Raw genomic sequence first — 26,569 nt, 5'->3', positions numbered from 1 at the left:
TGGCTATGGTTAGCGTCATAGATACCGACTTATTGGCGTTACAGGAAATGAGAACTGCCGTTAAAAGTGCCAAAGCAGCGCAGCAATTATACGTGAAATTTTCCCAAGAACAGGTCGATCAAGTTGTAGCAGCCGTAGCAAATGCCGCTTTTGCTGAATCTGCAAGACTTGGGGAAATGGCTGTGGAAGAGACAGGTATGGGAGTAGCAGAACATAAAAAGATAAAAAATGAAGTAGGATCTCGTGATGTGTACGAAAGTATTAAAGACTTAAAAACTGTTGGTATTGTTGGGGAAGATAAAACGAACAAAGTACTTGAAATTGCGGTTCCATTTGGAACTATAGCAGGAATTATTCCCACCACAAATCCAACATCCACTGCCTTTTTTAAAACACTTATAGCTTTAAAAACAAGAAATGCAATTGTTGTCAGTCCGCATCCCTATGCAGTGAAGTGTACACAAGAAGCATTGAGAGTGTGCGAGGAAGCAGCAGTCACAGCGGGTGCTCCAAAAGGTTTGGTGCAATGTTTAACAATGGCTTCCATGGAAGCAACACAGCAGTTGATGAAGCATCAGGATATAAATCTTATCCTAGCTACAGGGGGAGGGGCATTAGTAAAGGCCGCATATAGTTCGGGGAAACCTGCTTACGGTGTCGGTCCAGGGAATGTTCCCGTGTATATTGAACGTACTGCAAAAATTGAAAAAGCTGTAGAGAATATTGTTAATAGTAAATCCTTTGACTACGGCACTATTTGCGCGACAGAACAATCCATAGTAGTGGATCGGAACGTTGCAGAACTAGTTACGAGGGCTCTGAAGAAAAATGGCGCTTATATATTGTCAGATGAGGAAAAGCAAGTAATGGAAAAGATAATTTCCCCGGTGCCAGGAAAGGTAAATCCAAAAATTGTTGGGAAAAGTCCTCAAACGATAGCAAAGCTAGCGGGTATTTCATTACCTTCCGATACGCGCATAATTGTAGGACTAGAAACGAAGGTAGGAAAAGATATACCATTTTCACTTGAAAAATTATCACCAATATTTGCGATGTATATTGCTTCCGATCTTACACATGCAAAAGAAATCTGTGTATCTCTTTTAGAGCTAGGGGGCATGGGACATAGTCTGTCTCTTCATACCGAAACAGATTCAGTAGCACGTGAATTTGCTTTAGAAATGCCAGTGTCACGAATTCTAGTCAATACAATGTCCTCGGTGGGGGCCGTAGGCGGTACTACAGGTTTAATGCCATCCATGACCTTAGGGTGCGGGACCTTTGGTGGGAACATAACTTCTGACAATGTATCTGCAAAGCATCTTTTGAATATTAAAAGAATGGCTTACGGAATAAAGGAAGTAAATTTAACCCTGCCTAAGATTACAGTAAACATAGCAAGTAATAATTCAGACAATGTAACGGATCAAGTGGTAGAAAGCGTATTGCGGTCAATGGCATCTAGTAATGTCGACCCGCAAATAGTGAAGGACTTAGTTAGTGAAATAGTAAACAAATTATCTAAATAACCTATTAGGAGGAAACGGATATGTCAAGAGAAGGTACAGCTTTAGGAATGGTAGAAACAAAAGGATTAGTTGGAGCAATTGAAGCAGCAGATGCAATGGTAAAGGCTGCTAGCGTAAACCTTGTTGGAAAAGTACATGTTGGTGGAGGTATCGTAACTGTATTGGTTAGAGGAGATGTTGGTGCTGTAAAAGCTGCAACTGATGCAGGTGCTGCGGCAGCACAACGAGTAGGAGAATTACTATCTGTTCATGTTATCCCAAGACCTCATAATGAATTAGAAATGATTCTGCCTAAATTAGAAAACTAATAAGAGGTTTATAGAAAGGCGGTTCCACTATGAATCAGCAATTGATTGAAAAAATTGTCGGGGAGGTATTGGGACAACTTGGGAAAGTTGAAGCAACGCCTCCGAACGATTTAATCCCAATCGCTGTTTCTGCCCGTCACGTTCATTTATCTTCACACCATGTGGAAGTATTATTCGGTAAAGGATATGCGCTCACCGTAAGAGCTGAACTATCTCAACCTGGTCAATTTGCTTCTAACGAAACAGTTGTACTTGCAGGACCCAAAGGTAGTATCGAACATGTTCGAGTTCTGGGACCTGCACGTCAAATGACGCAAGCTGAGGTAAGTTGGACAGATGCGATGAAGTTGGGATTGAATCCCCCACTTCGTGAATCAGGAGATATTGAAGGATCAGGAGCTTTTACGATAATTGGACCTAGAGGAAGTCTTTATCTAGAGGAGGGTCTAATTATTGCACAAGCACATATTCATATGGCTCCTACGGATGCAATTCATTTTGGTGTACAAAATGGTGAATATGTAACGATAGAAACAGATGGAATTAGGCCGATCTCATACCGACAAGTAAAAATTCGTGTTTCGGAAAGATACCGTCTAGAAATGCATATTGATACGGATGAGGCTAATGCAGGTCTAATAACAAAAAAAGCATTTGGACATTTGGTGAAGTCTGATTCGGTAAATGTACCTAAAGCAGCCCCAGAAATAGATACAAGAAGCAAAGTAGATTCTTCTTTAATCTATCCAAAAAAATTACTCTCTAAAGATGATGTCAAAGAATTAAAAGTACAAGAAGTAGTAGTTGAAAAAGGAACCATTATAACTGCACTTGCTCGAGATACAGCAAGAGAGCTTGGTATATCCATATCATTTAGAAAACAGAAGTAGGTGATGATAGCATGCAACTAGGAAAAGTTATCGGAAATGTTTGGGCTACTCGTAAGGAAGAAGGTTTACAAGGGTTAAAGCTACTCATAATCCAGCCAGTAGATGTAAAGGGAAAACCCGTGAGAACTCAGTTTGTTGCAGCCGATAGAATAGGAGCTGGGATTGGAGATGACGTTCTTGTTACGAGTGGCGGGTCATCACGCTATATTATGCGAGAGAATCCTATTCCGATTGATGCTGTAATCATCGGTATTATCGACTCGACAGAAGTAGAAAGAGGTGAAAATAATGAGTCAAGCAATAGGGATGATTGAAACGATGGGGTTAGTTGGGTCCATCGAAGCTGCAGATGCCATGATTAAGTCTGCCAATGTTACATTGATTAAACAAGAAATGATAGACGGAGGTATTGTAACTGTGATTGTTCAGGGAGATGTGGGAGCAGTTCAAGCTGCAGTAGATGCTGGGCAAGAAGCAGCAAAAAGAGTGGGGCAATTATTAGGAGCTCATGTTATTCCACGCCCTGACCAAAGCGTATACGATATGATTGAACCACTAGATTACAATAAACACTTGGAATCAGAACAACCAATGAAAGCATTACGTACTAAAACAGTGAAATCTGAAGCACCTCCATCAATCGATTCATAAACATCGGAAAGGGTGAAAATACTTGGCTTTTCGAAGAAATAAAATTGCAGTAATAGGTGCTGGTTATACTGGAGCAACTGTTGCATTAATGGCTGCCCAAAAAGAGCTAGGAGATATAGTACTTGTAGATATTCCAGAGTTAGAAAACCCTGCTAAAGGAAAAGCCCTTGATATATTAGAAACCGGACCGGTACAGGGTTTTAATACGAAGATTATGGGAACTTCCAATTATGAACATATAAAAGATGCTGATATGGTCATTATTACAGCTGGAATTGCAAGAAAGCCTGGTATGAGTAGAGATGATCTTGTAAGTACAAATGCCAAAATCATGCGCGCTGTTTCGGAAAAAGTGAAGAAGTACGCACCAAATAGCTACGTTCTCATATTGAGTAACCCAGTAGATGCAATGACTTATGTATGTTATAAGACGACTGGATTTCCAAAAAATAGAGTGATTGGTCAATCCGGAGTTCTAGATACTGCACGCTTTAATACATTTGTTGCGGAGGAACTAAATATTTCGGTGGAAGATATATCAGGATTTGTACTAGGTGGTCATGGCGATGATATGGTTCCTCTTGTTCGTTATTCATATGCAGGAGGAATCCCTTTAGAAAAGATTATTTCCAAGGAAAGATTAGCTGCAATCGTTGAACGGACAAGGAAAGGTGGGGGCGAAATTGTTTCTCTTCTTGGCAACGGTAGCGCCTATTATGCACCAGCGGCTTCTCTTGTAGAGATGGCTGAAGCGATTATTCGCGATAAAAAACGAATATTACCTTCTATAGCCTATTTAGAAGGGGAATATGGTTATAATGATTTATATTTAGGTGTACCAACAGTAATTGGAGGAAACGGCATAGAAAGTATTATCGAACTTCCTTTAACTAGTGATGAGAAACTTGCTCTAGATAGATCAGTAGAATCAGTACAGTCTGTTTTAGAAATATGTAATTCCTAAAAGCTTCCCTGTAACACATAGGGAAAGCTTTTTTTTGGAACTATTTTGCTAATTCTTCGTAAAGGCTATTAGAGGTGAGAAACTTGAAACATATTTATGAAAAATCAGCTCAATATACAAAATTCGCATCAATAAGCTTAGTAGGAATATACATAGTTTTGCTTATAGTTTTCAAAGATGTTATGTGGCAAGACTTTGAAACTCATTTTGCTGTTGGCTTTACATTACTTGTTTTATATAGCTCTTCTTTTTTGTTTCAACATGCTGCAGAAAAATTGCCTGAAGAGAAAAAAGTGGATAGCAATTATTACTCAGCTAGTTTTCCGATTCAGGAACTTAATTTCCAACGAGACGTTTCGTTAATTCCACAGACCTATTTAGTCTCCAGTACAGGGGAGCGGTTATATAAAATAAGTCCTACCGAAGAACAGCCCTTTCGAAGGAAACTAACCACATTAAATATTTTCAAAATGGGAATGTTCTTTCCAATTACTTATCGAATAATAACGATGGATGAGAAGGTAGTGTCTACGTTTACCATTCACAATAAGCTTAAGTTTATGAAAATAAAGGTACTAGATCATAATCGTTTACACGCAACTACTATTGTTATGCCACTAATGACTTTAAAAAATAGAGCTATAATATTTGATGCAAATAACGAAAAACTACTTCAAATGGAAGCGAAAAGTGTATATGGAGACATTGACGTTCATGATTTAGGTGGTCAAAGATTAGCGACATATCGGTTTGGAATTTTCCCATATGCTACGCATCCTGCATTTGAAATACAAGCAATGAATGTCCATGTCTCTCTTGCGCATAATTTAACGCACACAGAAAAACTTACTTTTACTGCATTGTTTTACTATTGGACAGCCAATCAATAAAAACGAGCAAATTCATTTAGAATTTACTCGTTTTTTTAAAAGAAAATATATGTTCTATACTCATTATGTGCCCAGGAAGTATATAAAAATGTAACGTGAACAATGAGTTAGGGTGACTTAAAAGAATGAATAGTACTGCTGATTTCCGTTTCAGGTGGACGCTTTGCGCGGCCGTTGCCTCAGCCTCCTCGCTACGCTGCGGGTCTTCACATAACGCTTTTTCCGCTGGAGTCGCCACCTTCCACTGCAATCAAATGTGTAGTATTTAACTTTAAGATATTGCAGCCTTTCGCTTAGATGATATGAGTCGCCCAAGCTAATATAGTGATAAAATTGTCTGTTGAATTAAGGATACTACTCTGTAATACTTTTCTCAAAACATACTTACCTTGTTCTAAGAGTTGTAGAAGGGCGACGGGCAGATAAATGCCATAAGATTACTTAAAAAAAGCGATATTGGTTGTGACCAAATCACAACCAATATCACTAAAAATTCAATCGGTAATCATATAGCAAGACGTTTGTCCAAAGTCCCTCGAAAACGAAAAAAACAGTTTTGACCTTCAAGGGACGGGCGCTTTTATGCCCGGTTTCTCTTATATTAATCTTTAAACAAATTAAACCACCCTTTGTATTTGAACCAACTAAGCATAGAAAAAGCGATGAGGACCATAGCACCGAGTACTACGAAATAACTATATTTCCACTCAAGTTCAGGCATGTTTGCAAAGTTCATACCGTATACTCCAACAATGAACGTTAAGGGTATAAAAACAGTTGATACAATCGTTAAGATCATCATGATACGGTTCATCCTACTAGAGTTTATCGACATATGACTATCACGTATATCAGCTGTCAGCTCTCGATTAGATTCAATCATTTCCGTCAGTCGTATTAAATGGTCGTAAATATCGGCAAAGTAGGTGTGTTCTGTTTGCTGTAAATTCATTCGTTCTGAATTTAATATTCTATAAAGTAAATCTCGCATAGGAATAACTGTACGTCTTAAACGCAACAAATCTCCTCGTAGATCAAACACTGAATCCATAGAAAAATGGCGCATATCATAAGTAAGCTTGTCTTCTACAGCATTTAAATAGCCTTCAATTTTATAGACAATCGGAAAATAGGCATCTACTACTGTATCGATGATATTATAAGTTGCATGGATAGCACCTCTATCCCAGCCTTGTGAATTTTGTCTAATACGCTGCCGTGCTTGCTCCATTTCATGCATGGGATGGAAATGAAATGACACTACATAGTCTTGACCAACAAATATGTCTAACTCTTCCGCTTCTAATGTTTCCTCATTGAAAGAATGTAAAACAAAGAAGTTATAACCATCATAATAGTCCACTTTAGGACGCTGTAGCCTTTGTAAGCAATCCTCAATTGCCAGTGGATGAAAACGAAAGAAAGAACTAAGCAAAAGTTCTTCTTCTTTGGTTGGCTCGGCAATGTCAATCCAGTACCATTCAAACTTTCTCCGTTTTATATCTTCTATAGGAAAGTCATTTACTATTTCATGATCGGTCGTTATGCCAATCGTATGGATCATACATACCCCTCTTTTCATCACTATCTCTTTTCATATTATCTCATAGTCTTCATATTATTAATGTACCTAAAAAACAGAGGAAATGAAAAGAAAATTATGATGCTTCCACCATTAAAAATATTATATTCTAAATAAAAAGAAAATAATGGTTGACTTAGGTAATTTCTATTTGTATACTAGGTGTTAATCAAATAAAACAACTTTCTTATCAAGAGAGGTGGAGGGACTTGGCCCTATGATACCTCAGCAACAGGCAAAAATTTGTACTGTGCTAATTCCAGAAGCGTTATGCTTGAAGATAAGAAGAGACTAATTCACTGATGACGTGTAAACCTCTTCTTGTTTCTAAGAAGGGGTTTTATTTGATTTTAACTATAAAAAATAGGGGGAGAAATCAATATGTCATCGGAATTACTAAAAGCATTCAACACATTGAAGGAAAAGCAGTGGGTAGATTTAACACACACATTTGGAGCTAATTCACCACATTTCGCCGCTTTTAAAGCAACTGAAATCGATACATTGTTTAATCATGATGATGGATTCTTTGCACAAAGCTTTCAATTTGCAGGACAGTACGGCACACATATAGATGCACCTATACATTTTGTAAGAGATACGCGTTACTTAGAAGAACTCGAATTGAAAGAATTGGTATTACCATTAGTCGTCATTGATCAGTCAAAGGAAGCGGCTGAAGATAATGATTTTACTTTATCGGTGGATGACATTTTCACATTTGAAAAAGCCCACGGAAAAATCGAAGAAGGCTCATTTGTCGCTCTTAGAACCGATTGGAGTAAACGTTGGCCAGACGAAAAGGAGTTTAACAATAAGGATGCAGCGGGTAATAATCACGCGCCGGGTTGGGGATTAGAAGCTTTAAAATTTTTATTTCAAGAACGAAAGATTAAAGCTATAGGACACGAAACATTCGACACGGATTCAAGTGCGGATTATCTAAAAAACGGCGCATTACACGGAGAATATTATGTGCTTGAACAAGACACTTATCAAATAGAATTATTGACGAACTTAGATAAGCTCCCTGCAACAGGAGCCATTATTTTCAATATCGTCCCGAAGCCAGAAAAAGCCTCTGGATTCCCAGTTCGATCATTTGCAATCTTACCATAGAAGGAGCGAGATAAATGGACAGTTCAAACAGCTATTCAAGCACCATTTCGAGCGGACCATGTAGGAAGTTTGTTAAGACCAGAAAGTTTACTGGTGGCATTTAGACTTCTTCGAACAAGGAAGCAACTTAATATGTTCCGCTGGAGCAGTTGAGTATTAGTCCGCAATGCAGATTTGCTTCTACACATCATGGTAATAAGCTGACAGAAGAACAGCGGTATAAAAAGTTAAAATACATTGTTGATATTTCTAGAGAAGTTTGGAGTTAATCCGTGTAAGATCTCGACTACTTTCCATACTCATTTGTAGAATACTGTAGCTGAGTAAAAATATAACTTTCTTTTTCGGATCTCATTTGATAATGAGAAAGAAAGTAAAGGTTTAAACATAAATGAAATGCCAAGGGAATAAACCCTTGGCATTTCATTTATTTTCATTATTTTCTTTCTGCTTTTAAAGCCTTAAACAGTGAAATAATCATAAGTAACATTACGAATGAAAATGGTAAGGCGGCAATAATAATTGTATTTTGTAATGCCGCTAATCCATTAACGGATAACAAAATAATAGCGATTACGGATAATGTGATTCCCCAAGCGAGCTTCACTCTGTTCGGTGGAGTCAGTGACCCGTTGGTCGACTGCATACCAAGAACGAAAGTGGCAGAATCTGCCGAAGTAATGAAAAAGGAAGCAATTAATAACACAGCAAAAACAGAAATACCTGTAGAGAAAGGCATCATATGGAACATTTCAAAAATAGTCAATTCAGTAGATGCTTGTGCTAAATCAGCAATGCCTCTTTTCTGAAAGTCAATGGCTGTTGTACCAAAAGCTGAAAACCAAAATGTTCCCAGTAAAGTAGGTGCTACAAGAACACCTGTAACAAACTCACGTATTGTACGACCTTTAGATACTCGAGCAATGAACATACTAACGAATGGTGCCCATGAGATCCACCAAGCCCAATAGAAGATAGTCCAATTGTCTAGCCACTCTCGATTATGACCATTCAATGGGGATGTACGAAAACTCATTTGTACAATATTCCCTAAATAACCTCCGAAAGAATCTGTAAACATATCTAGAATCAGTAAGGTAGGTCCCATAATAACGACAAAACCAAGTAAAGCAAGAGCTAATAGTAAATTTATATTGGACAAATATTTTATCCCTTTACTTAATCCAGACCAAGCAGATGCTACAAAGAGGACAGTGACAACCGCTATAATGATAATCTGAGACGTAATGCCAATTTTGAAGCCAAATAAGTAATTTAAGCCGGCATTAATTTGAACAGCACCGAATCCAAGAGAAGTAGCAACGCCAAATGCTGTGGCAAAGACAGCGAGCACATCTACGAGAGTACCCCATGGGCCTTCCATTCGTTTGCCGAAAATTGGTTTCAAAGTGGAGGAGATTAAGCCTGGTTCCCCCTTACGGAATTGGAAGAATGCAAGAGATAATGCAACAACCCCATACATAGCCCAAACATGGAATCCCCAGTGGAAGTAAGTTTGACGAAGGGATTCTTTAAAAGCTGCATTCGTACCTGGTTCAGCTGTGGCAGGATCAATGGCAAAATGTGACAAGGGTTCAGCTGCCCCATAAAAGACAAGCCCAATTCCCATACCAGCAGAAAACAACATAGAAATCCAAGTAATAGTTGAAAATTGCGGACGATCTGAATCTTTTCCCAGTCGGATTTTTCCATAGGGACTAAAGATGAAGAAGATGCTTAATACTAACATTAGCGTCATAAGTAACATATAGTACCAACCAAATGATGAAGCAACGAAAGTTTTAATAGTACTAGTAATAGCTTCAAAACTTTCCGGGGCTAAAGCACCGTATCCAACAGCTAAAACTATTAAACCAATCGTTATATAAAATACCTTTGATAATTTTTTCATGTTTTCCCTCTCTCGCGTTTTTATCCTAAACGCTTAACTATACTAATAAAATATTATAGAATCAACCAAAATACTTATATTTATTCCTTATAGTATTACCATTTTAGCTGAGATTGAAACTTCTTCTTTCCCAATAAAGCCTATCAAGCTGTTTTTATTTTTACTTAATGGGGATGTTTGTCTAGTTAGTTTCTTCTCCTCTTGCATTTACTAATAGTAGTGCAAGAAGGAGGTGAATTAACAATGAATCAACATCAACATCAACAACCCTGTTCCTGTAATCCTTGTCAACAAAAGCAGTGGCAACAACCAGCTGCTCAACCAGTTGTTTGTCCTCCGCAATACCGAGTGCGTGATTCGTTCCTACCTAGAATGCAGCCTGTTATCCATCCAATTGTAAATGTGAATAGAGAGCATATCGTAAACGTTCCTCAGCACTTTTACACAGTTACAAATCAAAATGTAATGGTACCCGGCAGCCAACAGGCATTTCCTATGCAACAAGGACAGTTTCCACAACAATCATTTGGTCAACCATACGGACAACAGTTTGGGCAACAACAATTCGGACAGCAACAGTTCTTCCCAGGTCAGAATAGATAATTCATCTGTATTCTAGTTTTCTTCGTTATGAAGAAAACAACAGCAAATGCCTTTATATCAAAGTGCATTTGCTTTTTTATTATGATTTTAATGTAAAGCTCTTCTTTCTAATCATTAGATACAATGTATCTATGTATTTAGATGTATTGTAATATTCAGTATATTTTGATAAAGTTTATAATTATTTCGGTTTCTAAAAGAAAGAGAAAAGTAGAAAGATACGGGGGAATAATATGAAGCTATTTTTATCGGTCGATATGGAAGGAATAACAGGTTTGCCAGATTACACGTTTGTAGAGTCCAACAAGCATAATTACGAACGGGCGAGACGTATAATGACTCAAGAAGCAAATGCCATTGTGGAAGGCGCTTTATCAAAAGGTATAAAAGAAGTACTAGTCAATGACAGTCACTCTAAAATGAATAATCTCCTGATAGAAGAATTACATCCAGATGCTTCCTTAATCACAGGGGATTTTAAGCCTTATTCAATGGTGCATGCACTAGATGAAACGTATTTAGGAGCTGTTTTTGCAGGTTATCATTCACGGGCTGGACAACCTGGTGTAATGAGTCACTCGATGATATTTGGGGTTCGTAATATGTACATAAATGAAGTAGTAGTTGGAGAACTTGGATTAAATGCATTTGTAGCGGGATATTATGATGTGCCCGTTATTATGGTGGCAGGAGATGACGGTGCGTGTAGTGAAGCGGAGGACCTTCTACCTGGTGTCGTGACTGCAGTGGTGAAGGAGTCTATTTCTCGTTCAGCTGTTAAGACGTTACATCCTTTAAAATCACAGGCCTTGCTTAGAGAGAAAGTAGTGGAGGCTATAGAAAAACGAGATCAAATTAAGCCTCTAACTCCTCCTGAAAAACCAGTATTAAGAATTGAATTTGTAAACTATGGTCAAGCGGAGTGGGCAGCTTTAATGCCAGGTTGTGAAATTATAAAAGGTACTACAGTGGTGGAGTTTAAAGCGAAAGATATTTTAGAAGCATATCGAGCAATGCTTGTTATGGTGGAATTAGCGTTACAAGCTAAATTCTGTTAGGGGGGCTTTTGAATGGGAAAATATATTGTTAAGCGTTTTATCATGATGATTGCGACAATTCTCATCATTGCTACATTAACCTTCGTATTGATGCACTTAATACCCGGTTCTCCATTTGAGGGAGAGCGGACGACTAATCCTACCATTCAAGCAAACTTAGAAAAATTTTATAAACTAGACGAACCCCTTCATATTCAATATTTAAGTTATTTAAAATCCATTGTCACATTTGACTTTGGGCCATCTATTAAGAAGCCGAATGAATCCGTAAATGAATTGTTAGCGCGGGGATTCCCGATTTCCTTTGAACTTGGGATGGCTACTATTTTAGTAGCTTTGCTTTCAGGGATCATACTGGGTACGATTGCTGCACTTCGACATAATGGTCTGGTAGACTACTTTGCCATGACATTTGCAGTAGTTGGTATATCTGTACCTAACTTCGTACTTGCAACATTACTTATTCAACATCTTGCTGTGACCTGGGATTTGCTACCGGCAGCAACCTGGTCTAGTCCGTTACATATGATATTGCCTATAATAGCCCTTGCAACGGGACCCACCGCTATTATTGCTCGCTTAACTAGATCTAGTATGTTAGAGGTGCTTACACAAGATTATATTAAAATGGCCCGTGCTAAAGGATTATCTCCCGTACGGATAATTGTTCGCCATGCATTAAGAAATGCACTTATGCCAGTTGTAACAATTTTAGGGACGATGCTTGCTGGAATACTAACAGGTACTTTTGTAATCGAGCGTATTTTTGCCATTCCAGGTATGGGGAAATATTTCGTGGAGAGTATTAATAATCGAGATTACCCCGTAATCATGGGTACAACTGTGTTTTATAGCGCATTTCTAGTGTTCATGCTATTCATTGTAGATATTGTCTACGGATTACTGGACCCACGTATAAAATTACACCGAAAAGAAGGGGATGCCTAATGACAAATTCACAAGAAGTAGTGTCCCCACAGCATGTAAAAGATGAGTGGTTTCAACCTCTACCAAAGAAGCATGGAGGAGCAGAAACGGTTGTAAGACCCTCATTATCCTACTGGAAAGATGCTTGGCGTCGATTACGAAAAAATAAATTGGCAATGGGTGGATTAATTTTTCTCATTTTATTGATGCTTTTCGCTATATTTGGTCCTATCTTTTCTCCATATTCGGTTACCGCTACTGATTACCCTAACCAAAACCAACCTCCATCCGCTGCTCATTGGTTTGGTACCGACGAAGCAGGAAGAGATGTGTTTACAAGAACCTGGTATGGCGCCCGTATTTCAATATTTGTAGGAGTAATGGCTGCGCTTATCGATTTCTTTATTGGCATTATTTACGGTGGTATTAGTGGTTATAAAGGTGGACGTACGGATTCCATTATGATGCGAATAGTAGAAGTACTTTATGGATTACCCCATTTGTTAGTTGTTATTTTGTTAATGGTTATCATGGGGGCAAGTTTAACGACAATCATAGTAGCTCTTACTGTTACAGGATGGGTAGGAATGGCGCGTATTGTTCGAGGACAGGTACTACAAATAAAAAACTATGAGTTTGTAACAGCCTCCAAATCGTTTGGTGCTAAGAGCTCTAGAATTATCCGGAAAAATTTATTGCCGAATACAATGGGTCCTATTATAGTTCAAATGACTCTTACAGTTCCAAGTGCAATCTTTGCGGAAGCTTTTTTAAGTTTTTTAGGCTTAGGGATAGCAGCTCCATTTGCAAGTTGGGGTGTTATGGCAAATGATGCACTTCCTGTTATATTATCTGGTCATTGGTGGCGCTTATTCTTCCCAGCATTGTTTATTTCTTTAACGATGTTCGCCTTTAATGTGCTAGGGGACGGACTTCAGGATGCGCTAGATCCGAAGCTTAGGAGGTAGGTTGGATGAATGAACAACAGTTAGATATTGCGAAGGAACACGTAAAACAGCGAGTTAATGAAGTAGATAAATCACTTCCAGTAGGTACCTCTGAAACGCAAAGGAATAGAAAGAAAACAAAGAAGGTAAGGTCAGATGTAAAAGTACTTCAGGTAAATAATCTCCAAGTTTCTTTTCGAACGTATGGTGGAGAGGTAGAAGCTGTTAGGGGGGTTAGTTTCGATCTTCATCAAGGGGAAACACTGGCTATAGTAGGGGAATCAGGATGTGGAAAAAGTGTTACTTCTAATGCCATTATGGGGTTAATACCGGAGCCTGCCGGGATTATTAAGAATGGTAGTGTTCTTTTTAAAGGGAAAGAGTTGACGGGGATGTCGAAGCCGCAACTGCGGAAAATTCAAGGGGTAGACATATCGATGATTTTCCAAGATCCTATGACAGCACTAAACCCAACGCTCACGATTGGGGAGCAATTAACAGAAGGGCTTCGAACGCATAAAAAAGTAAGTAAACAAGAGGCGAAACAAAAAGCGATAGAAATGTTAGAACTGGTGGGAATTCCCAATCCTAAAGAGCGCTTAAAGCAATTTCCTCATCAATTTTCAGGAGGAATGCGACAAAGAATTGTGATTGCTATTGCGCTCATATGTGAGCCGGAGCTCCTAATTGCGGATGAACCAACTACAGCACTAGATGTAACGATCCAAGCACAAATATTAGAACTCTTTGAAGAGATTCAACAGAAAACGAATATTTCCATTATATTAATTACTCATGACTTAGGAGTCGTTGCGAAAATAGCAGATAGAATTGCCGTAATGTATGCCGGAAAAGTAGTAGAAATTGGGGATAAACGTGCAATATTTTACACACCGGAGCATCCATATACAAAAGGGCTTTTAAATTCAGTTCCTCGTCTGGACTTGGTTGAGGAAGAATTACAACCAATTGAAGGGACGCCACCAGATTTATTTTCACCACCTAAAGGATGTCCTTTCACGGCAAGATGTCCGTATGCAATGGAAGTATGTGATCATGTTTATCCTTTTACGACAACGATATCTGAATCACATGCGGTTGACTGTTGGCTTCAGGACGAACGTGCAAAAGTATTACAAGAGTTATCTTAAAATAGGATGAGCGCGCTTAAGTGCATTCACATATATATTACAAAGGGGGAACTAAGATGAAGAAATGGTTAATGTTATTTGTAGTAGCATTATTTGTCCTTGTGTTAAGTGCTTGTACAGCCACGAAAGATGCGGGTGAAAAAAAGGAAACTAATACAGGAAACGAAGGAGAAGAGAAGGAAACAGCAGTAGAAACTGAAACAGAAAAAATACTCAAATTAAATAATGGAAATGAACCAACATCATTTGATCCATCTGTAGGATTTGATGCGGTTTCTTGGAATGCATTGAATAATCTAATGGAAGGACTTGTACGGCTATCAAAGGACCATGTAGCAGAACCTGCAACAGCTGAAAAAATTGATGTTACAGAAGATGGTCTAACCTATACATTTACAATTCGCGACGATGCGAAATGGTCTAATGGTGAGCCTGTATTAGCAAGTGATTTCGTTTATGGTTGGTTGCATATGTTAAATCCGGAAACAGCTTCCCCAGCAGCATTTTTAGCGTATTTCATTGATGGAGCAGAAGCCTATAATAGTGGGGAAGGCGCAGCTGAGGACGTTGCTATTAAAGCGGTAGAGGAAAAAGTATTTGAAGTGAAATTAAATGCTCCAACAGAAGCATTCTTAAACATCATTACTAACCCAAGTTTCTTCCCAGTAAATGAAAAAGTGGCTACTGAGAATGCAACCTGGTATACAGAAGCAGATACATTCGTAGGAAATGGCCCGTTCAAGTTAACGGCATGGGAGCATGATGTAAGCTTTACATTTGCAAAAAATGAAAATTATTGGGATGCCGATACTGTAAAGCTGGATAAAGTGGAATGGGCTATGGTTGATGATTCCAATACCGAATACCAAATGTACGAAACAGAGGAATTAGATGTATCTGGTGTACCGGCGGAATTGGCAGATCAGTTATTGGATTCTCCTGAATTGAAAAATGAAGATCAAGCAGGGTTATATTTCTACCGTTTCAACGTATCACAAGAGCCTTTTACAAATAAAAAAATCCGTCAAGCTTTTGGTTTAGCGGTTGATCAACAAGAAATCGTAGAGTTTGTAACGAAAAATGGCGAAAAACCAGCAGAGGGCTTTGTTCCTTATGGATTTGTAGGGCCTGATGGTAAGGAGTTCAGAGAAACAGCTGGTAAACTGATAGGCTTTGATGCAGAAAAAGCAAAATCACTTTTAGCTGAAGGTATGAAAGAAGAGGGTTACACAGAGTTACCTGAAGTAACGTTAACTTATTCTACAAGTGATACTCATAAGAAAATAGCGGAAGCACTGCAAAGTAAATTTAAAGAAGTTTTAGGAGTAGATGTAGTATTACAAAATGTAGAAGCAAGTGTGTTTGCGACTGAGCAAAAAGAGTTTAAATACCAATTGTCTCGCTCTTCCTTCTTATTTGACTATGCAGATCCAGTGAATGCTTTAGAAAGCTTCATCACAGGTTCCTCTATGAACCGTACTACTTGGTCAGATGCAAAATTTGATAAACTAATCGCTGATATAAAAAATGAAACAGACGAAGCAAAACGTTGGGAAATGCTTATTCAAGCAGACGCGTTATTAATGGACGAAATGCCAATTTTCCCAGTACATTATTACAACCAAGTAACACTTGAAAAACCAACAATTTCAGGAATCGTAAGACACCCAGTTGGATATATGGACTTAAAGTGGGCTGACAAAGAATAGTTGCCAGAAATGCCCTAGCAACTATGCGAAAGCTGCGGTGCCTCATTTGGTACCGCCCTTTTCTTTCCTATTAGATATGTTAAAATTTGCAGTGAGTTGGTTTATTAAGGCTTCATTATAAAGGAGAAATTACATATGAAAATCCGTCCAAAACGATTGCAAAAAGGAGATACTATCGGTATTATTGCTCCTTCAAGTCCACCGAATCTAGAGAACTTAAAGGGCTCTTTTGCTTTTTTAGAGGAGCTTGGCTTATCTTATCAATTAGGAAAAAGTCTAGAAAATGTACATGGCTACTTAGCTGGCACTGATGAGGAACGTTTAGAAGATTTACATGAGATGTTCGCTAACCCAAATATTGCAGGCATTATTTGTGCGGGTGGAGGCTATGGTTCTGCACGTTACACAGATCAAATCGATTTTCAATTGATGCATGAGAATCCAAAGGTTTTTTGGGGTTACTCTGATATAACTTTTCTACATACAGGTATGAATCTATATTCGGATATCGTCACCTTCCATGGACCAATGTTAGCTTCAGATGTGGGAAAAAGTACGTTCTCCGAGCTATCCAAAAAAATGTTTCAACAGTTGTTTAATCCCATGGAGCTATTTTATACTGAAGCAATCTCTCCATTGACACAAGTTTCTCCAGGTATCGTAAGAGGGGAACTTACAGGAGGAAATTTATCATTACTTGCTAATGGTGTAGGTACAAAATATGAGGTAGATACAAAAGGAAAACTTCTCTTGATAGAAGATGTAGGGGAAGAGCCTTACAAAGTAGATGGTATGCTAAACCAACTACGCCAAGCTGGTATTTTAGATGCGGCAGCTGGGTTTGTCATTGGGGATTTTAGTGGTGCAGAACCTAAAAAAAGGCCGGTTACTTTGTCTTTAGACGAAGTGTTTGATCACTACATTGGAAAATTAGGTAAGCCTGCAGTGAAAGGATTTAAAATAGGACATTGCGAGCCTCATTTTGCCGTCCCACTTGGAATGGAAGCAGAATTGGATGCGAATAACTTATCTCTAACTATATTACCTGGAGTTGAATAAGGAGGAGACGAGATTGTATATAAAATCAATTGAAACCTTTGATGTGGCAGTCCCTCTAACTAAACCATTTAAAACTGCTCTACGAACTGTGACGACGGCTTACTCAGTGTATGTAACTATTACGACGAGTGATGGCATAGTAGGTCATGGAGAAGCTCCACCGACACATGTAATTACAGGCGAGTCGATGGACAGTATTCGATACGCTATTAACGAGATAATTGCACCTCAATTGATTGGTATGAACATTTTACAAAGTGAGCAGATATTCCAAAAACTAAACACAGCTTTAGTCAGAAATACAAGTGCTAAAGCGGCATTAGACATGGCCGTATATGACATACTTGCTAAACATGCAGGTCTTCCTTTATATCAATTTCTTGGAGGTTATCGGAAAAAGCTAGAAACCGATTTTACAGTTAGTGTGAATGACCCTAGCGAGATGGCAGATGATGCAGAACAGTATATAAAGGATGGATTTAAAGTTCTAAAGGTCAAGGTAGGTATTGGTGAGATAAAAGATGATATCCAACGCATTCGTGCTATTCAAGATCGTGTGGGAATGACGCCAAAGTTAAGGCTCGATGCTAACCAGGGATGGAATGCTAAAGAGGCCGTAAAAGCAATTAGCTTAATGGAGGATACAGGACTATCAATTGAATTTGTAGAACAGCCAGTTCCTGCTTGGGATCTCGAAGGGCTAAAGTATGTTACCGATCACACATATACTCCAATTATGGCGGATGAAAGTGTTTTTTCTGTGCAGGATGCTAAACAAGTTCTAAAAATGCGAGCTGCTGATTTGATAAATATAAAGCTGATGAAATCGGGTGGCATTTATCACGCCCAAAAAATAAATACACTTGCAGAGGCAAGTGGGGTGAAATGTATGGTAGGCAGCATGATTGAAACGAAATTGGGAATCACAGCGGCTGCTCATTTTGCAGCTAGCCAGCCGAATATTCGATATTTTGACTTTGACGCACCGTTAATGCTAAAAAATGATTTAATAGTCGGTGGCGTTATCTATGATAAGAGTGATATGACCTTCTCCAACGAACCAGGATTAGGGATTGTTCATGTGAATTTGGATTAGGAGGCAAAAAGATGCCAGTTGAAAAGAAAGAATGGGTTTGTGCTGTAAAGGTGGGAACTATTTGGACTGAACCAAACTCTGCCAGGGAGATAGATATTCCGGGAATCTCAAATCCTGTGTTATTGGTGGAATGGCTTGAGGCACTACCGTATAAACAAAGGTTAGCTTTATGTGATGAAAATCGTGTGCAAACGCAGCTACTTTACGGAGAACCAGTGCTTGTGGAGGAGATAGTAGGGGAATGGGCAAAAGTTGTTGCCATTTGGCAGCCCTCTAAAAAAGATAGTCGTGGTTATCCAGGTTGGATCCCGCTTTCGCAAATACAACCTACAAAGCAAGTGGATGTCAGGGGTTCCGCCAGAGTTTCTTCTGCAAAAGTACAGCTCTGGGATTTACAACATAATCCGCTACTCGTTTTAGCCTTTAATACTATTCTACCGATAATCTCAGAGGATGAAGTATTTTATACCGTTCTTACGCCACACGGCAAAGCGTTATTATCGAAAGTACATGCCCAATTTGCATCTTCTGTGGATCAGATTCCGAAGAGGTCTGCAGAGGAAGCGGTGGCTTTAGGGGAAAATTATTTAGATTTACCATATCTATGGGGGGGCATGTCTCCATATGGCTATGATTGTTCGGGTTTTTCGTACAATATGTTGAAGGCTTGTGGTTATATAATTCCTCGAGATGCAAGTGACCAGGCTAAATCGGGAGAAGAAATTTCTATCCAAGACCCTTCGCTTTGGAAAAAAGGGGATTTACTATTTTTTGCGAATGATGAAGGGACGGGAACGGTAAGGCATGTTGGGTTCTATTATGGGGATGGCCAACTATTGCATTCGCATTCAACGGGGAAAACAGTAGAAATTTTAAGGCTAGCAGGATCTGTGTTAGAAAAGGAGATTTGTGCAGTTAGAAGATATGCCGTTTAGGGGGGATTTAAATGACGGAAAAAGTTCTATTGTCTGTTCAAGATTTGAAGCGCCATTTTGACATTGGACATGGGGAGACGTTGAAGGCTGTTGATGGGATAAGTTTTGATATCTTCAAAGGGGAGACATTTGGTCTAGTGGGTGAATCTGGTTGTGGTAAATCCACAGCAGGCCGAACTATTTTAGGATTGTACAATAGAACAGAGGGAAAAGTTCTGTTTGAAAATGAAAATGTGCATGAGATGACTGACAAAGAAAGAAGAGGTTACTTGAAAAAGATGCAAATGATCTTTCAGGATCCGTATGCATCTTTAAATCCACGTTCCACTGTGTTTGAAATTATTGCTGAACCGATGGAAATACATAAACTATACAAAAAGGAAGAGTTAAAGTCTAGAGTGTATGAATTACTAGAGGATGTGGGCTTGAACAGAGACCATGCTAATCGATATCCTCATGAATTTTCAGGAGGTCAGCGTCAACGTATTGGCATAGCTCGAGCGCTTGCATTAGATCCTGAGTTTATCATTGCGGATGAGCCTATTTCAGCTTTGGATGTGTCAGTTCAAGCTCAAGTAGTGAAGCTGCTCCAACGACTACAAAAGGAAAAAAATCTAACCTATTTGTTTATCGCACATGATTTATCGATGGTCAAGTACATCTCTGACCGAATAGGGGTCATGTACCTAGGGCATATGGTAGAAATGACCACTAGTAGTCAGTTGTATGAAAATCCACTACACCCGTACACACAGGCTTTGTTATCTGCGATTCCCATTCCAGATCCTGACATAGAGGAGTCACGAGAACGTATTCTTTTGCATGGAGAGCTTCCGAGCCCGATTAATCCACCTTCAGGTTGTGTATTCCGTACGAGATGTGCACATGCTATGTCCATTTGTACGGAAAAAAAGCCAAATTGGAAGGAACAGGAACCAGGTCATTTTGTAGGATGTCATCTTTATAATTAATAATGATACCCATATTACAAATACGTACCTTGCATAATTTATATTGACAAAATGCTAATACTTGTAGTATTCTGAAAATAACGAAAAGAAAGGAGTGAGGCATCATGGCAAATGAATATACGTATCCACGAATCTGTAAGTTTATGATGTCCCACTCCGTATGTCTCTAACCAGATATATGCTTCTTTACTAATGACCGGGGAACCATGGCTGCAGATTCGTGCAGTCATGGTTTTTTATTGTTTAGCTTATAGCTCTATTAATGTGGCTTGGGCATTATTCATACGGAAATTAGGGGGAAATTGAATTGAATTTAATCGAACAATATGGTTGGAATAATAATTGGGAAGAAAAAATGACAGGTAGTGGAACTGCAGGTCGCGTACTACTGGAACATAAAAATTTATATAGAGTTATGACCAATGAAGGAGAGCTACTATGCTCACTTTCTGGGAAATTTAAATTTGGGAATGATAGAGAAGCATTTCCGGCAGTTGGAGACTGGGTAGTGCTCGATCGGATGCCTGGTGAGGAAAAGGGGATAATCCATGAAGTACTTCCTCGCAGTTCACAGTTCTCTAGGAAAATGGCTGGATTGACGACGGAAATTCAACTAATTGCGGTAAACGTTGATTTTGTATTTCTAGTGATGTCGCTTAATCATGACTTCAATGTTCGTAGATTAGAGAGATATCTATTGGCAGCATGGGATTCAGGGGCGACCCCCATCGTTGTATTAACGAAAAAAGATGCTTGTGAAGACCTAGAATATTATATGAAAGAAGTAGAGGCTATTGCATTTGGTGTGGATATATTTGCAGTGAGTAGTGTGACCGGCGAAGGTATCGATCGATTAGGAAGTCTATTATCCTCTCATAAAACAGGTGCACTTTTAGGTTCTTCCGGAGTTGGGAAATCATCCTTGATAAACGCCTTGTCAGGTGTAGAAGTAATGACTGTCAATCATATAAGAGAAGATGATAGTAAAGGGCGCCATACAACCACTCATAGAGAGTTGACGCTGTTACCTGAAGGTGGCTTACTAATTGATACACCTGGGATGAGAGAGTTTCAACTTTGGGATACAAGTGATGGGGTGAGTGCTAGTTTTCAGGATATCGAAGACCTAGCATTAGATTGCCGTTTCCGTGATTGTCAGCATGTAAAAGAGCCTGGTTGTGCAATTCGGGAGGCTATTGATAATGGTACTCTTAAACAAGAACGATACAAGAGTTATGTAAAACTGATGCGAGAGCTTGCGCATATCGACCGCAAAAGCGATGCTGCAGCCAAAAAAGCAGAAACGAATAAATGGAAGCAAGTTACGAAGTCTCAACGAAATAATTATAAAAAGAAAATTTAATTTAGCTGTAGCTATAGAAGGTTCAATTAGTCATTCTAGAAAGATAAAAAAGATTTTTTGAATAGGAATAGTCATAATAATATATCCTAAACTACAAACAATGGTTTGTAGTTTTTTCTTGTTTTTAAGTGCAAATCGTATCAATTGCACATACAAAAAATTCTCGTTATAATATAGTCAAAGTTAGTCAAAGTCAGTTTGTGAGAAGAGGTGAGAAGATGAAAAATATATCTGACATAATTGAAGGGTATTTGAAGGCTATTATAGAAGAAGGAAGTAAGGAACAAATCGAAATTAAGCGAAGTGAAATCGCGGAGAAGTTTCAGTGTGTTCCATCTCAAATAAATTATGTAATCAATACACGATTTACCCAAGATCGCGGATACTTAGTAGAAAGTAAACGAGGTGGAGGGGGATATATTCGAATCCTCCGCGTTCGAGCTCATACAAAAGCTGATCTAATAGAGCATATTATACAAACACTAGAAAATGGGGCTTCAGAATCGGTCACGGAAGATATTGTTTTTCGATTGATCGATGAAGATGTTATTACTAAACGTGAAGCAAAACTCATTTTAGCAGCTTTAAATAGAACGACTCTGGTGATTCCATTACCTGCCAGAGATGAACTAAGGTCTCGTATTTTATGCGCCATGTTATTAACATTAAAATATGAAAAAAGTGAAAAATGAACGGGGTGTGTTAAAGGTGATTTGTGAAAATTGTAAACAAAGACCGGCGAAAGTAACGGTTACCCAAGTGCATAATGGTGAACATCTTGAAAGACATTATTGTGAAGTCTGTGCAAATAGCCTCCACCCGTTTTACGTTGAGTACAAACAAGATCCACTATCTTTACATCAACTATTATCGAACTGGTTTAGTCAAACAGAACAACAACCAATGCAACAAAAACAACAAAAAAATATAATTGTATGCGATGAATGTGGTTGGTCGATCCAGCGTTTTTTAGATGAAGGAAAATTTGGTTGTGCGAATTGTTATAACAGTTTTCGCCCTCAGTTACCGAATGTATTTAAGCGACTTCATAATGGAAACACGAAGCATACCGGGAAGGCTCCAGGTGCACTAGGAGAGAAGATTGCTTTAAAGAAACGTATAGAAGCCATTCGCTCTCAAATGAAAGATGCTATTGCCACGGAAAGTTTTGAGGAAGCCGCAAAGTTGAGAGATGAAGCCAGAGATTTGGAAAGTCAACTTTCAACAGGAGGAGGTGACCAAACGAATGTCAATTGAACACTTTTTAGATAACTCCATTTCTAGTTGGATGGCTGGTGTTGGACAGCATTCAGATATCGTGATGAGTACAAGAATACGCTTAGCTAGAAATCTGAATGGCTATCGTTTTCCTTTAGCATTTACAGAAGACGAGGCGCATAAAATTGACCAATCTGTATCTGCCACTTTGTTAGATGCAAGTGACGAATTAGATATGCAATTTTCTTCCATTCATATAAAGGATGTATCGGAACTAAGTCGCCAAGTGTTAGTAGAGAAACATTTAATCAGTCCAAAGCTCGCTAACTCGCCTATGACTGGCTCGGTTTTATTATCAAATGATGAATCGGTTAGTGTAATGGTCAATGAAGAGGATCATATTCGTATACAATGTCTTTTTCCAGGGCTTCAAATTCAAGAAGCCTATGCACAAGCAGATGTGCTAGATCGTGTATTAGATAAAGAATTACCATATGCGTTTGACGAGCAGTTTGGTTATTTGACAAGTTGTCCTACAAATACAGGTACTGGCTTGCGTGCATCTGTCATGATGCATTTACCGGCATTAACGATGACCAAACAAATGAACAGAATTGTTACGATCATTTCAAGACTTGGAATGGTTGTTAGAGGAATTTACGGAGAAGGTAGTGAAGCGCTCGGTAATGTATATCAAGTGTCCAACCAAACCACACTTGGTAAGTCAGAAGAAGACATACTTGCTGATCTTCAGAGTATTACCGAACAAATTATTCAAAAAGAAAGAGAAGCACGAGATGCACTTCTAAAGCATTCGGCCAATACACTAGAAGACCGACTATATCGATCTCTAGGAACTTTATCATTTGCCCGTATCATGGCAACGGATGAAGCAGCGAGATGCCTATCGGATGTACGATTAGGAATAGATATGGGACTCATAGAAGATGTTGATGTATCTATCTTGAATGAATGTATGGTGTTTATGCAACCAGGATTTCTACAAAAATATGCGGGAACTTCATTGAATACTTCTGAGCGGGATATGTTTCGCGCGAAGCTGTTAAGGGAAAGATTGCAAAAAGAAGAAAAACAGAAAACAAAGGGAGAGGAATCTGAATGATGTTTAATCGTTTTACACAAAGATCTCAAAAAGTATTACAACTAGCTCAAGAAGAGGCTATACGCTTGAAGCATGAATCTATTGGAACAGAACATATATTACTTGGTCTTATCCGAGAAGGTAGTGGAATTGCTGCAAAAGCATTAGAGGCAATAGAAGTAGATTTAAAAGTAATTGAAGCAGGGATTGAGGAACTAGTAGGAGCAGGCAAAGAAGAAGTTGGCCCAATTGTTAACTACACTCCTCGTGCTAAAAAAGTGATTGAGCTTTCCGTAGATGAATCTCGAAAACTTGGGCATTCATATATTGGAACAGAACATCTATTGCTTGCATTAATCCGTGAAGGAGAAGGCGTAGCTGCTCGTGTCCTAAATAATGCAGGAGTAAGTTTAAACAAAGCTCGTCAACAAGTACTTCAATTATTAGGTAGTACAGAGCAAGCGCACGGCAATGGCAACAATGGAACAGCTCCAGCTAGTACACCGACACTAGATGGTCTAGCTCGTGACTTAACACAAATTGCAAGAGAAGGTACATTAGATCCTGTAATTGGTCGTAGTAAAGAAATTACAAGAGTAATTGAAATCTTGGCTCGTCGTACAAAAAACAATCCAGTTCTAATTGGAGAACCAGGTGTTGGTAAAACGGCTATTGCTGAAGGGCTTGCACAGCAAATCGTCCAAAATGAAGTGCCAGAAATCCTACGCGATAAACGTGTAATGACACTAGATATGGGTACAGTTGTTGCTGGTACAAAATATCGTGGGGAATTTGAAGATCGTTTGAAAAAAGTGATGGATGAAATTCGCCAAGCAGGTAATGTTATCCTATTCATTGATGAACTTCATACGTTAATTGGTGCTGGAGGAGCAGAGGGTGCTATTGATGCTTCGAATATTTTGAAGCCTGCTCTTGCTCGTGGAGAAATTCAATGTATTGGTGCAACAACATTGGATGAGTATAGAAAATATATCGAAAAAGATGCCGCGCTTGAACGTCGTTTCCAACCAATTCAAGTAGATGAGCCTTCAGTAGATGAAGCGATTCAAATTATTTACGGTTTACGTGATCGTTATGAAGCTCATCATCGTGTGAAGATTACGGATGCAGCGGTTGAAGCGGCCGTGAAAATGTCAGATCGTTATATTTCTGATCGTTTCTTGCCAGATAAAGCAATTGACTTAATAGATGAAGCGGGTTCTAAGGTACGCTTACGTTCATATACAACACCTCCTAATCTAAAAGAATTAGAAGCTAAACTAGAAGCAATCCGATCTGAAAAAAATGCATCAGTTCAAAGTCAGGAATTCGAAAAAGCTGCATCATTCCGTGATAAAGAGCAGAAGCTCAAAGATGAACTAGAGAAAATGAAAAACAATTGGAAAGAAAAACAAGGAAAAGAAGAATCTGAAGTAACAGTAGAAGATATCGCAGCAGTTGTTTCTATGTGGACTGGGGTACCAGTGTCTAGATTAGCACAAACGGAATCTGAAAAGTTATTAAAACTAGAAGATAAATTGCATGAAAGAGTAATTGGTCAAAGTGAAGCAGTGGATGCAATTTCAAGAGCTATTCGTCGTGCTCGCGCGGGATTGAAGGATCCGAAACGTCCTATTGGTTCGTTTATCTTCTTGGGACCTACTGGTGTAGGTAAAACGGAGCTTGCTCGCGCTTTAGCAGAAGTGATGTTCGGAGACGAAGATGCAATGATTCGAGTAGATATGTCTGAGTACATGGAAAAACATTCAACTTCTCGTCTAGTTGGATCTCCTCCAGGATATGTAGGTTTTGACGATGGTGGGCAATTGACAGAAAAAGTACGTCGTAAACCATACTCTGTTATCCTGTTAGATGAAATTGAAAAAGCACATCCAGATGTCTTTAATATTCTTCTTCAAGTGTTAGAGGATGGACGATTAACAGACTCTAAAGGTCGCACAGTAGATTTCCGTAATACAGTAGTAATCATGACATCAAACGTTGGTGCGGATGCACTTAGATTCAATAAATACGTTGGATTTAACTTAACAGAAGGTGGCAAAACGGATTATAAAGATATGAAAGGCAAAATGCTAGAAGAATTGAAAAAAGCATTCCGTCCAGAATTCTTAAACCGTTTAGATGAAATGATTGTGTTCCATTCGCTTGAAAAAGAGCATTTAAAACAAATTGTTTCACTTATGACAGAGCAATTATCTAAACGTTTGAAAGAACAAGGTATTGAATTAGAGATTACAGAAGCAGCACAAGACAAAATTACAACTGAAGGATATGAACCAGAATACGGTGCACGTCCTCTACGCCGTGCAATTCAAAAACATGTAGAAGATCGTCTATCCGAAGAACTTCTTAAAGGAGAAGTATTAGACGGGCAACATGTAATATTTGATGTAGAAGACAATGAATTTGTGGTTCGTAGCACTAAATCGTTAGTTACAGAAGGTTAATATAGCGGGCATTCCGAAAAATATTTCCGGAATGCCCTTTTTAACTTGTAGCTCTGGAAGCAGCAGTTCGATCGCTGCAGACTGGTCAATAAAGACAGAGGTCGTCATTATTGCAAT

25 protein-coding genes, 1 pseudogene and 1 riboswitch are annotated in these 26,569 nt (G+C 38.8%); of the genes and pseudogenes, 24 read left to right on the top strand and 2 right to left on the bottom strand.

Annotation, left to right across the window (positions count from 1 at the left end; genetic code table 11):
- Positions 1 to 5: 5 nt before the first annotated feature.
- The 7 genes from MKX39_RS18920 to MKX39_RS18890 all read left to right on the top strand — a co-directional run bounded on the left by MKX39_RS18920 (position 6) and on the right by MKX39_RS18890 (position 5,232).
- The gene (locus MKX39_RS18920; protein WP_340771141.1) at positions 6 to 1,529 is read left to right on the top strand and encodes an aldehyde dehydrogenase family protein; all 1,524 of its coding nucleotides are present in this window, start codon (positions 6 to 8) and stop codon (positions 1,527 to 1,529) included.
- 20 nt (positions 1,530 to 1,549) lie between these two features.
- Positions 1,550 to 1,837 carry a BMC domain-containing protein gene (locus tag MKX39_RS18915; RefSeq protein WP_211896023.1) on the top strand — a complete coding sequence of 96 codons (288 nt, stop codon included), beginning with the start codon at positions 1,550 to 1,552 and terminating at the stop codon, positions 1,835 to 1,837.
- A gap of 29 nt (positions 1,838 to 1,866) precedes the next feature.
- Positions 1,867 to 2,727, top strand: coding sequence for a phosphate propanoyltransferase (gene pduL / locus MKX39_RS18910; RefSeq protein ID WP_340771135.1), 861 nt, complete (start codon positions 1,867 to 1,869; stop codon positions 2,725 to 2,727).
- 11 nt (positions 2,728 to 2,738) lie between these two features.
- Entirely contained in the window at positions 2,739 to 3,041 is a 303-nt protein-coding gene (locus MKX39_RS18905; protein ID WP_340771133.1) for a EutN/CcmL family microcompartment protein, read from the top strand.
- Complete coding sequence (locus MKX39_RS18900) at positions 3,016 to 3,378, top strand: BMC domain-containing protein (protein ID WP_340771132.1); 363 nt, start codon at positions 3,016 to 3,018, stop codon at positions 3,376 to 3,378. Before MKX39_RS18905 ends, MKX39_RS18900 begins: the two co-directional genes overlap by 26 nt.
- A gap of 22 nt (positions 3,379 to 3,400) precedes the next feature.
- Positions 3,401 to 4,342 (top strand): malate dehydrogenase, encoded by a 942-nt coding sequence (gene mdh / locus MKX39_RS18895; RefSeq protein ID WP_340771131.1) that lies wholly within the window; start codon positions 3,401 to 3,403, stop codon positions 4,340 to 4,342.
- A gap of 83 nt (positions 4,343 to 4,425) precedes the next feature.
- Positions 4,426 to 5,232, top strand: a complete 807-nt coding sequence (locus tag MKX39_RS18890) for a hypothetical protein (RefSeq protein WP_340771129.1) — start codon at positions 4,426 to 4,428, stop codon at positions 5,230 to 5,232.
- 601 nt (positions 5,233 to 5,833) lie between these two features.
- Here the strand turns inward: MKX39_RS18890 and corA are convergent.
- Positions 5,834 to 6,796: a magnesium/cobalt transporter CorA gene (gene corA, locus MKX39_RS18885; RefSeq protein ID WP_093537914.1), complete on the bottom strand. Its 963-nt coding sequence runs from the start codon at positions 6,794 to 6,796 to the stop codon at positions 5,834 to 5,836.
- A gap of 202 nt (positions 6,797 to 6,998) precedes the next feature.
- A riboswitch (SAM riboswitch) is annotated at positions 6,999 to 7,101 on the top strand.
- Positions 7,102 to 7,195: 94 nt separating this feature from the next.
- On the opposite strand from corA, the gene MKX39_RS18880 reads away from it, so the two are divergent.
- Together MKX39_RS18880 and MKX39_RS18875 are read left to right on the top strand one after the other, a co-directional pair.
- The gene (locus MKX39_RS18880) at positions 7,196 to 7,933 is read left to right on the top strand and encodes a cyclase family protein (RefSeq protein WP_340771126.1); all 738 of its coding nucleotides are present in this window, start codon (positions 7,196 to 7,198) and stop codon (positions 7,931 to 7,933) included.
- Positions 7,934 to 8,064: 131 nt separating this feature from the next.
- Positions 8,065 to 8,202 (top strand): annotated as a pseudogene (locus MKX39_RS18875) (5-methyltetrahydropteroyltriglutamate--homocysteine S-methyltransferase); the annotation flags it as partial.
- A gap of 167 nt (positions 8,203 to 8,369) precedes the next feature.
- Here MKX39_RS18875 and MKX39_RS18870 read toward each other — a convergent pair.
- Positions 8,370 to 9,845: a BCCT family transporter gene (locus MKX39_RS18870; protein ID WP_340771124.1), complete on the bottom strand. Its 1,476-nt coding sequence runs from the start codon at positions 9,843 to 9,845 to the stop codon at positions 8,370 to 8,372.
- A 243-nt stretch (positions 9,846 to 10,088) separates the two neighbouring features.
- Here MKX39_RS18870 and MKX39_RS18865 point away from each other — a divergent pair, with 243 nt between their 5' ends.
- The 15 genes from MKX39_RS18865 (at position 10,089) to MKX39_RS18795 (ending at position 26,452) form a co-directional block, all read left to right on the top strand.
- Entirely contained in the window at positions 10,089 to 10,448 is a 360-nt protein-coding gene (locus tag MKX39_RS18865) for a hypothetical protein (protein ID WP_093537904.1), read from the top strand.
- A gap of 233 nt (positions 10,449 to 10,681) precedes the next feature.
- Positions 10,682 to 11,506: a M55 family metallopeptidase gene (locus MKX39_RS18860; protein WP_340771122.1), complete on the top strand. Its 825-nt coding sequence runs from the start codon at positions 10,682 to 10,684 to the stop codon at positions 11,504 to 11,506.
- 12 nt (positions 11,507 to 11,518) lie between these two features.
- Entirely contained in the window at positions 11,519 to 12,454 is a 936-nt protein-coding gene (locus MKX39_RS18855; protein WP_340771120.1) for an ABC transporter permease, read from the top strand.
- Positions 12,454 to 13,401, top strand: coding sequence for an ABC transporter permease (locus tag MKX39_RS18850; RefSeq protein WP_340764130.1), 948 nt, complete (start codon positions 12,454 to 12,456; stop codon positions 13,399 to 13,401). The genes MKX39_RS18855 and MKX39_RS18850 overlap by 1 nt, the downstream gene beginning before the upstream one ends.
- Positions 13,402 to 13,406: 5 nt before the next feature.
- A complete protein-coding gene (locus MKX39_RS18845) occupies positions 13,407 to 14,531 on the top strand; it encodes an ABC transporter ATP-binding protein (protein ID WP_340771118.1) in 1,125 nt (374 codons plus the stop codon).
- 56 nt (positions 14,532 to 14,587) lie between these two features.
- The gene (locus MKX39_RS18840; protein WP_340771116.1) at positions 14,588 to 16,240 is read left to right on the top strand and encodes a peptide ABC transporter substrate-binding protein; all 1,653 of its coding nucleotides are present in this window, start codon (positions 14,588 to 14,590) and stop codon (positions 16,238 to 16,240) included.
- A 135-nt stretch (positions 16,241 to 16,375) separates the two neighbouring features.
- On the top strand, positions 16,376 to 17,299 hold the full coding sequence (locus MKX39_RS18835; protein WP_340771115.1) for a S66 peptidase family protein: 924 nt from the start codon (positions 16,376 to 16,378) through the stop codon (positions 17,297 to 17,299).
- A gap of 13 nt (positions 17,300 to 17,312) precedes the next feature.
- The gene (locus MKX39_RS18830) at positions 17,313 to 18,395 is read left to right on the top strand and encodes a dipeptide epimerase (protein ID WP_340771113.1); all 1,083 of its coding nucleotides are present in this window, start codon (positions 17,313 to 17,315) and stop codon (positions 18,393 to 18,395) included.
- Between the two features lie 11 nt (positions 18,396 to 18,406).
- Positions 18,407 to 19,330: a C40 family peptidase gene (locus MKX39_RS18825; protein WP_340771111.1), complete on the top strand. Its 924-nt coding sequence runs from the start codon at positions 18,407 to 18,409 to the stop codon at positions 19,328 to 19,330.
- A gap of 11 nt (positions 19,331 to 19,341) precedes the next feature.
- Complete coding sequence (locus MKX39_RS18820) at positions 19,342 to 20,301, top strand: ABC transporter ATP-binding protein (RefSeq protein ID WP_340771109.1); 960 nt, start codon at positions 19,342 to 19,344, stop codon at positions 20,299 to 20,301.
- Positions 20,302 to 20,608: 307 nt separating this feature from the next.
- Entirely contained in the window at positions 20,609 to 21,664 is a 1,056-nt protein-coding gene (rsgA, locus tag MKX39_RS18815; RefSeq protein ID WP_340771106.1) for a ribosome small subunit-dependent GTPase A, read from the top strand.
- Between the two features lie 218 nt (positions 21,665 to 21,882).
- Complete coding sequence (locus MKX39_RS18810; RefSeq protein WP_093537893.1) at positions 21,883 to 22,356, top strand: CtsR family transcriptional regulator; 474 nt, start codon at positions 21,883 to 21,885, stop codon at positions 22,354 to 22,356.
- A gap of 16 nt (positions 22,357 to 22,372) precedes the next feature.
- Positions 22,373 to 22,921 (top strand): UvrB/UvrC motif-containing protein, encoded by a 549-nt coding sequence (locus tag MKX39_RS18805; protein ID WP_340764114.1) that lies wholly within the window; start codon positions 22,373 to 22,375, stop codon positions 22,919 to 22,921.
- A complete protein-coding gene (locus MKX39_RS18800; protein WP_093537891.1) occupies positions 22,911 to 24,005 on the top strand; it encodes a protein arginine kinase in 1,095 nt (364 codons plus the stop codon). Before MKX39_RS18805 ends, MKX39_RS18800 begins: the two co-directional genes overlap by 11 nt.
- Positions 24,002 to 26,452 (top strand): ATP-dependent Clp protease ATP-binding subunit, encoded by a 2,451-nt coding sequence (locus MKX39_RS18795; protein WP_093537890.1) that lies wholly within the window; start codon positions 24,002 to 24,004, stop codon positions 26,450 to 26,452. The genes MKX39_RS18800 and MKX39_RS18795 overlap by 4 nt, the downstream gene beginning before the upstream one ends.
- Positions 26,453 to 26,569: the final 117 nt, after the last annotated feature.

The organism is Psychrobacillus sp. FSL K6-1464 (genome assembly GCF_038003145.1).
In the GTDB taxonomy this organism is placed as follows: domain Bacteria; phylum Bacillota; class Bacilli; order Bacillales_A; family Planococcaceae; genus Psychrobacillus; species Psychrobacillus psychrotolerans.
Note: the sequence above shows the minus strand (reverse complement) of the source record. Positions and strands in the feature narration are given on the sequence as shown.

Excerpts from the sequence above, each read along its gene's own strand:
- MKX39_RS18920 (WP_340771141.1), top strand. The coding sequence starts at position 6 with ATGGTTAGCGTCATAGATACCGACTTATTGGCGTTACAGGAAATGAGA.
- MKX39_RS18915 (WP_211896023.1), top strand. The coding sequence starts at position 1,550 with ATGTCAAGAGAAGGTACAGCTTTAGGAATGGTAGAAACAAAAGGATTA.
- pduL (WP_340771135.1), top strand. The coding sequence starts at position 1,867 with ATGAATCAGCAATTGATTGAAAAAATTGTCGGGGAGGTATTGGGACAA.
- MKX39_RS18905 (WP_340771133.1), top strand. The coding sequence starts at position 2,739 with ATGCAACTAGGAAAAGTTATCGGAAATGTTTGGGCTACTCGTAAGGAA.
- MKX39_RS18900 (WP_340771132.1), top strand. The coding sequence starts at position 3,016 with ATGAGTCAAGCAATAGGGATGATTGAAACGATGGGGTTAGTTGGGTCC.
- corA (WP_093537914.1), bottom strand. The coding sequence starts at position 6,796 with ATGATCCATACGATTGGCATAACGACCGATCATGAAATAGTAAATGAC.
- MKX39_RS18880 (WP_340771126.1), top strand. The coding sequence starts at position 7,196 with ATGTCATCGGAATTACTAAAAGCATTCAACACATTGAAGGAAAAGCAG.
- MKX39_RS18870 (WP_340771124.1), bottom strand. The coding sequence starts at position 9,845 with ATGAAAAAATTATCAAAGGTATTTTATATAACGATTGGTTTAATAGTT.
- MKX39_RS18865 (WP_093537904.1), top strand. The coding sequence starts at position 10,089 with ATGAATCAACATCAACATCAACAACCCTGTTCCTGTAATCCTTGTCAA.
- MKX39_RS18860 (WP_340771122.1), top strand. The coding sequence starts at position 10,682 with ATGAAGCTATTTTTATCGGTCGATATGGAAGGAATAACAGGTTTGCCA.
- MKX39_RS18855 (WP_340771120.1), top strand. The coding sequence starts at position 11,519 with ATGGGAAAATATATTGTTAAGCGTTTTATCATGATGATTGCGACAATT.
- MKX39_RS18850 (WP_340764130.1), top strand. The coding sequence starts at position 12,454 with ATGACAAATTCACAAGAAGTAGTGTCCCCACAGCATGTAAAAGATGAG.
- MKX39_RS18845 (WP_340771118.1), top strand. The coding sequence starts at position 13,407 with ATGAATGAACAACAGTTAGATATTGCGAAGGAACACGTAAAACAGCGA.
- MKX39_RS18840 (WP_340771116.1), top strand. The coding sequence starts at position 14,588 with ATGAAGAAATGGTTAATGTTATTTGTAGTAGCATTATTTGTCCTTGTG.
- MKX39_RS18835 (WP_340771115.1), top strand. The coding sequence starts at position 16,376 with ATGAAAATCCGTCCAAAACGATTGCAAAAAGGAGATACTATCGGTATT.
- MKX39_RS18825 (WP_340771111.1), top strand. The coding sequence starts at position 18,407 with ATGCCAGTTGAAAAGAAAGAATGGGTTTGTGCTGTAAAGGTGGGAACT.
- MKX39_RS18820 (WP_340771109.1), top strand. The coding sequence starts at position 19,342 with ATGACGGAAAAAGTTCTATTGTCTGTTCAAGATTTGAAGCGCCATTTT.
- MKX39_RS18810 (WP_093537893.1), top strand. The coding sequence starts at position 21,883 with ATGAAAAATATATCTGACATAATTGAAGGGTATTTGAAGGCTATTATA.
- MKX39_RS18800 (WP_093537891.1), top strand. The coding sequence starts at position 22,911 with ATGTCAATTGAACACTTTTTAGATAACTCCATTTCTAGTTGGATGGCT.
- MKX39_RS18795 (WP_093537890.1), top strand. The coding sequence starts at position 24,002 with ATGATGTTTAATCGTTTTACACAAAGATCTCAAAAAGTATTACAACTA.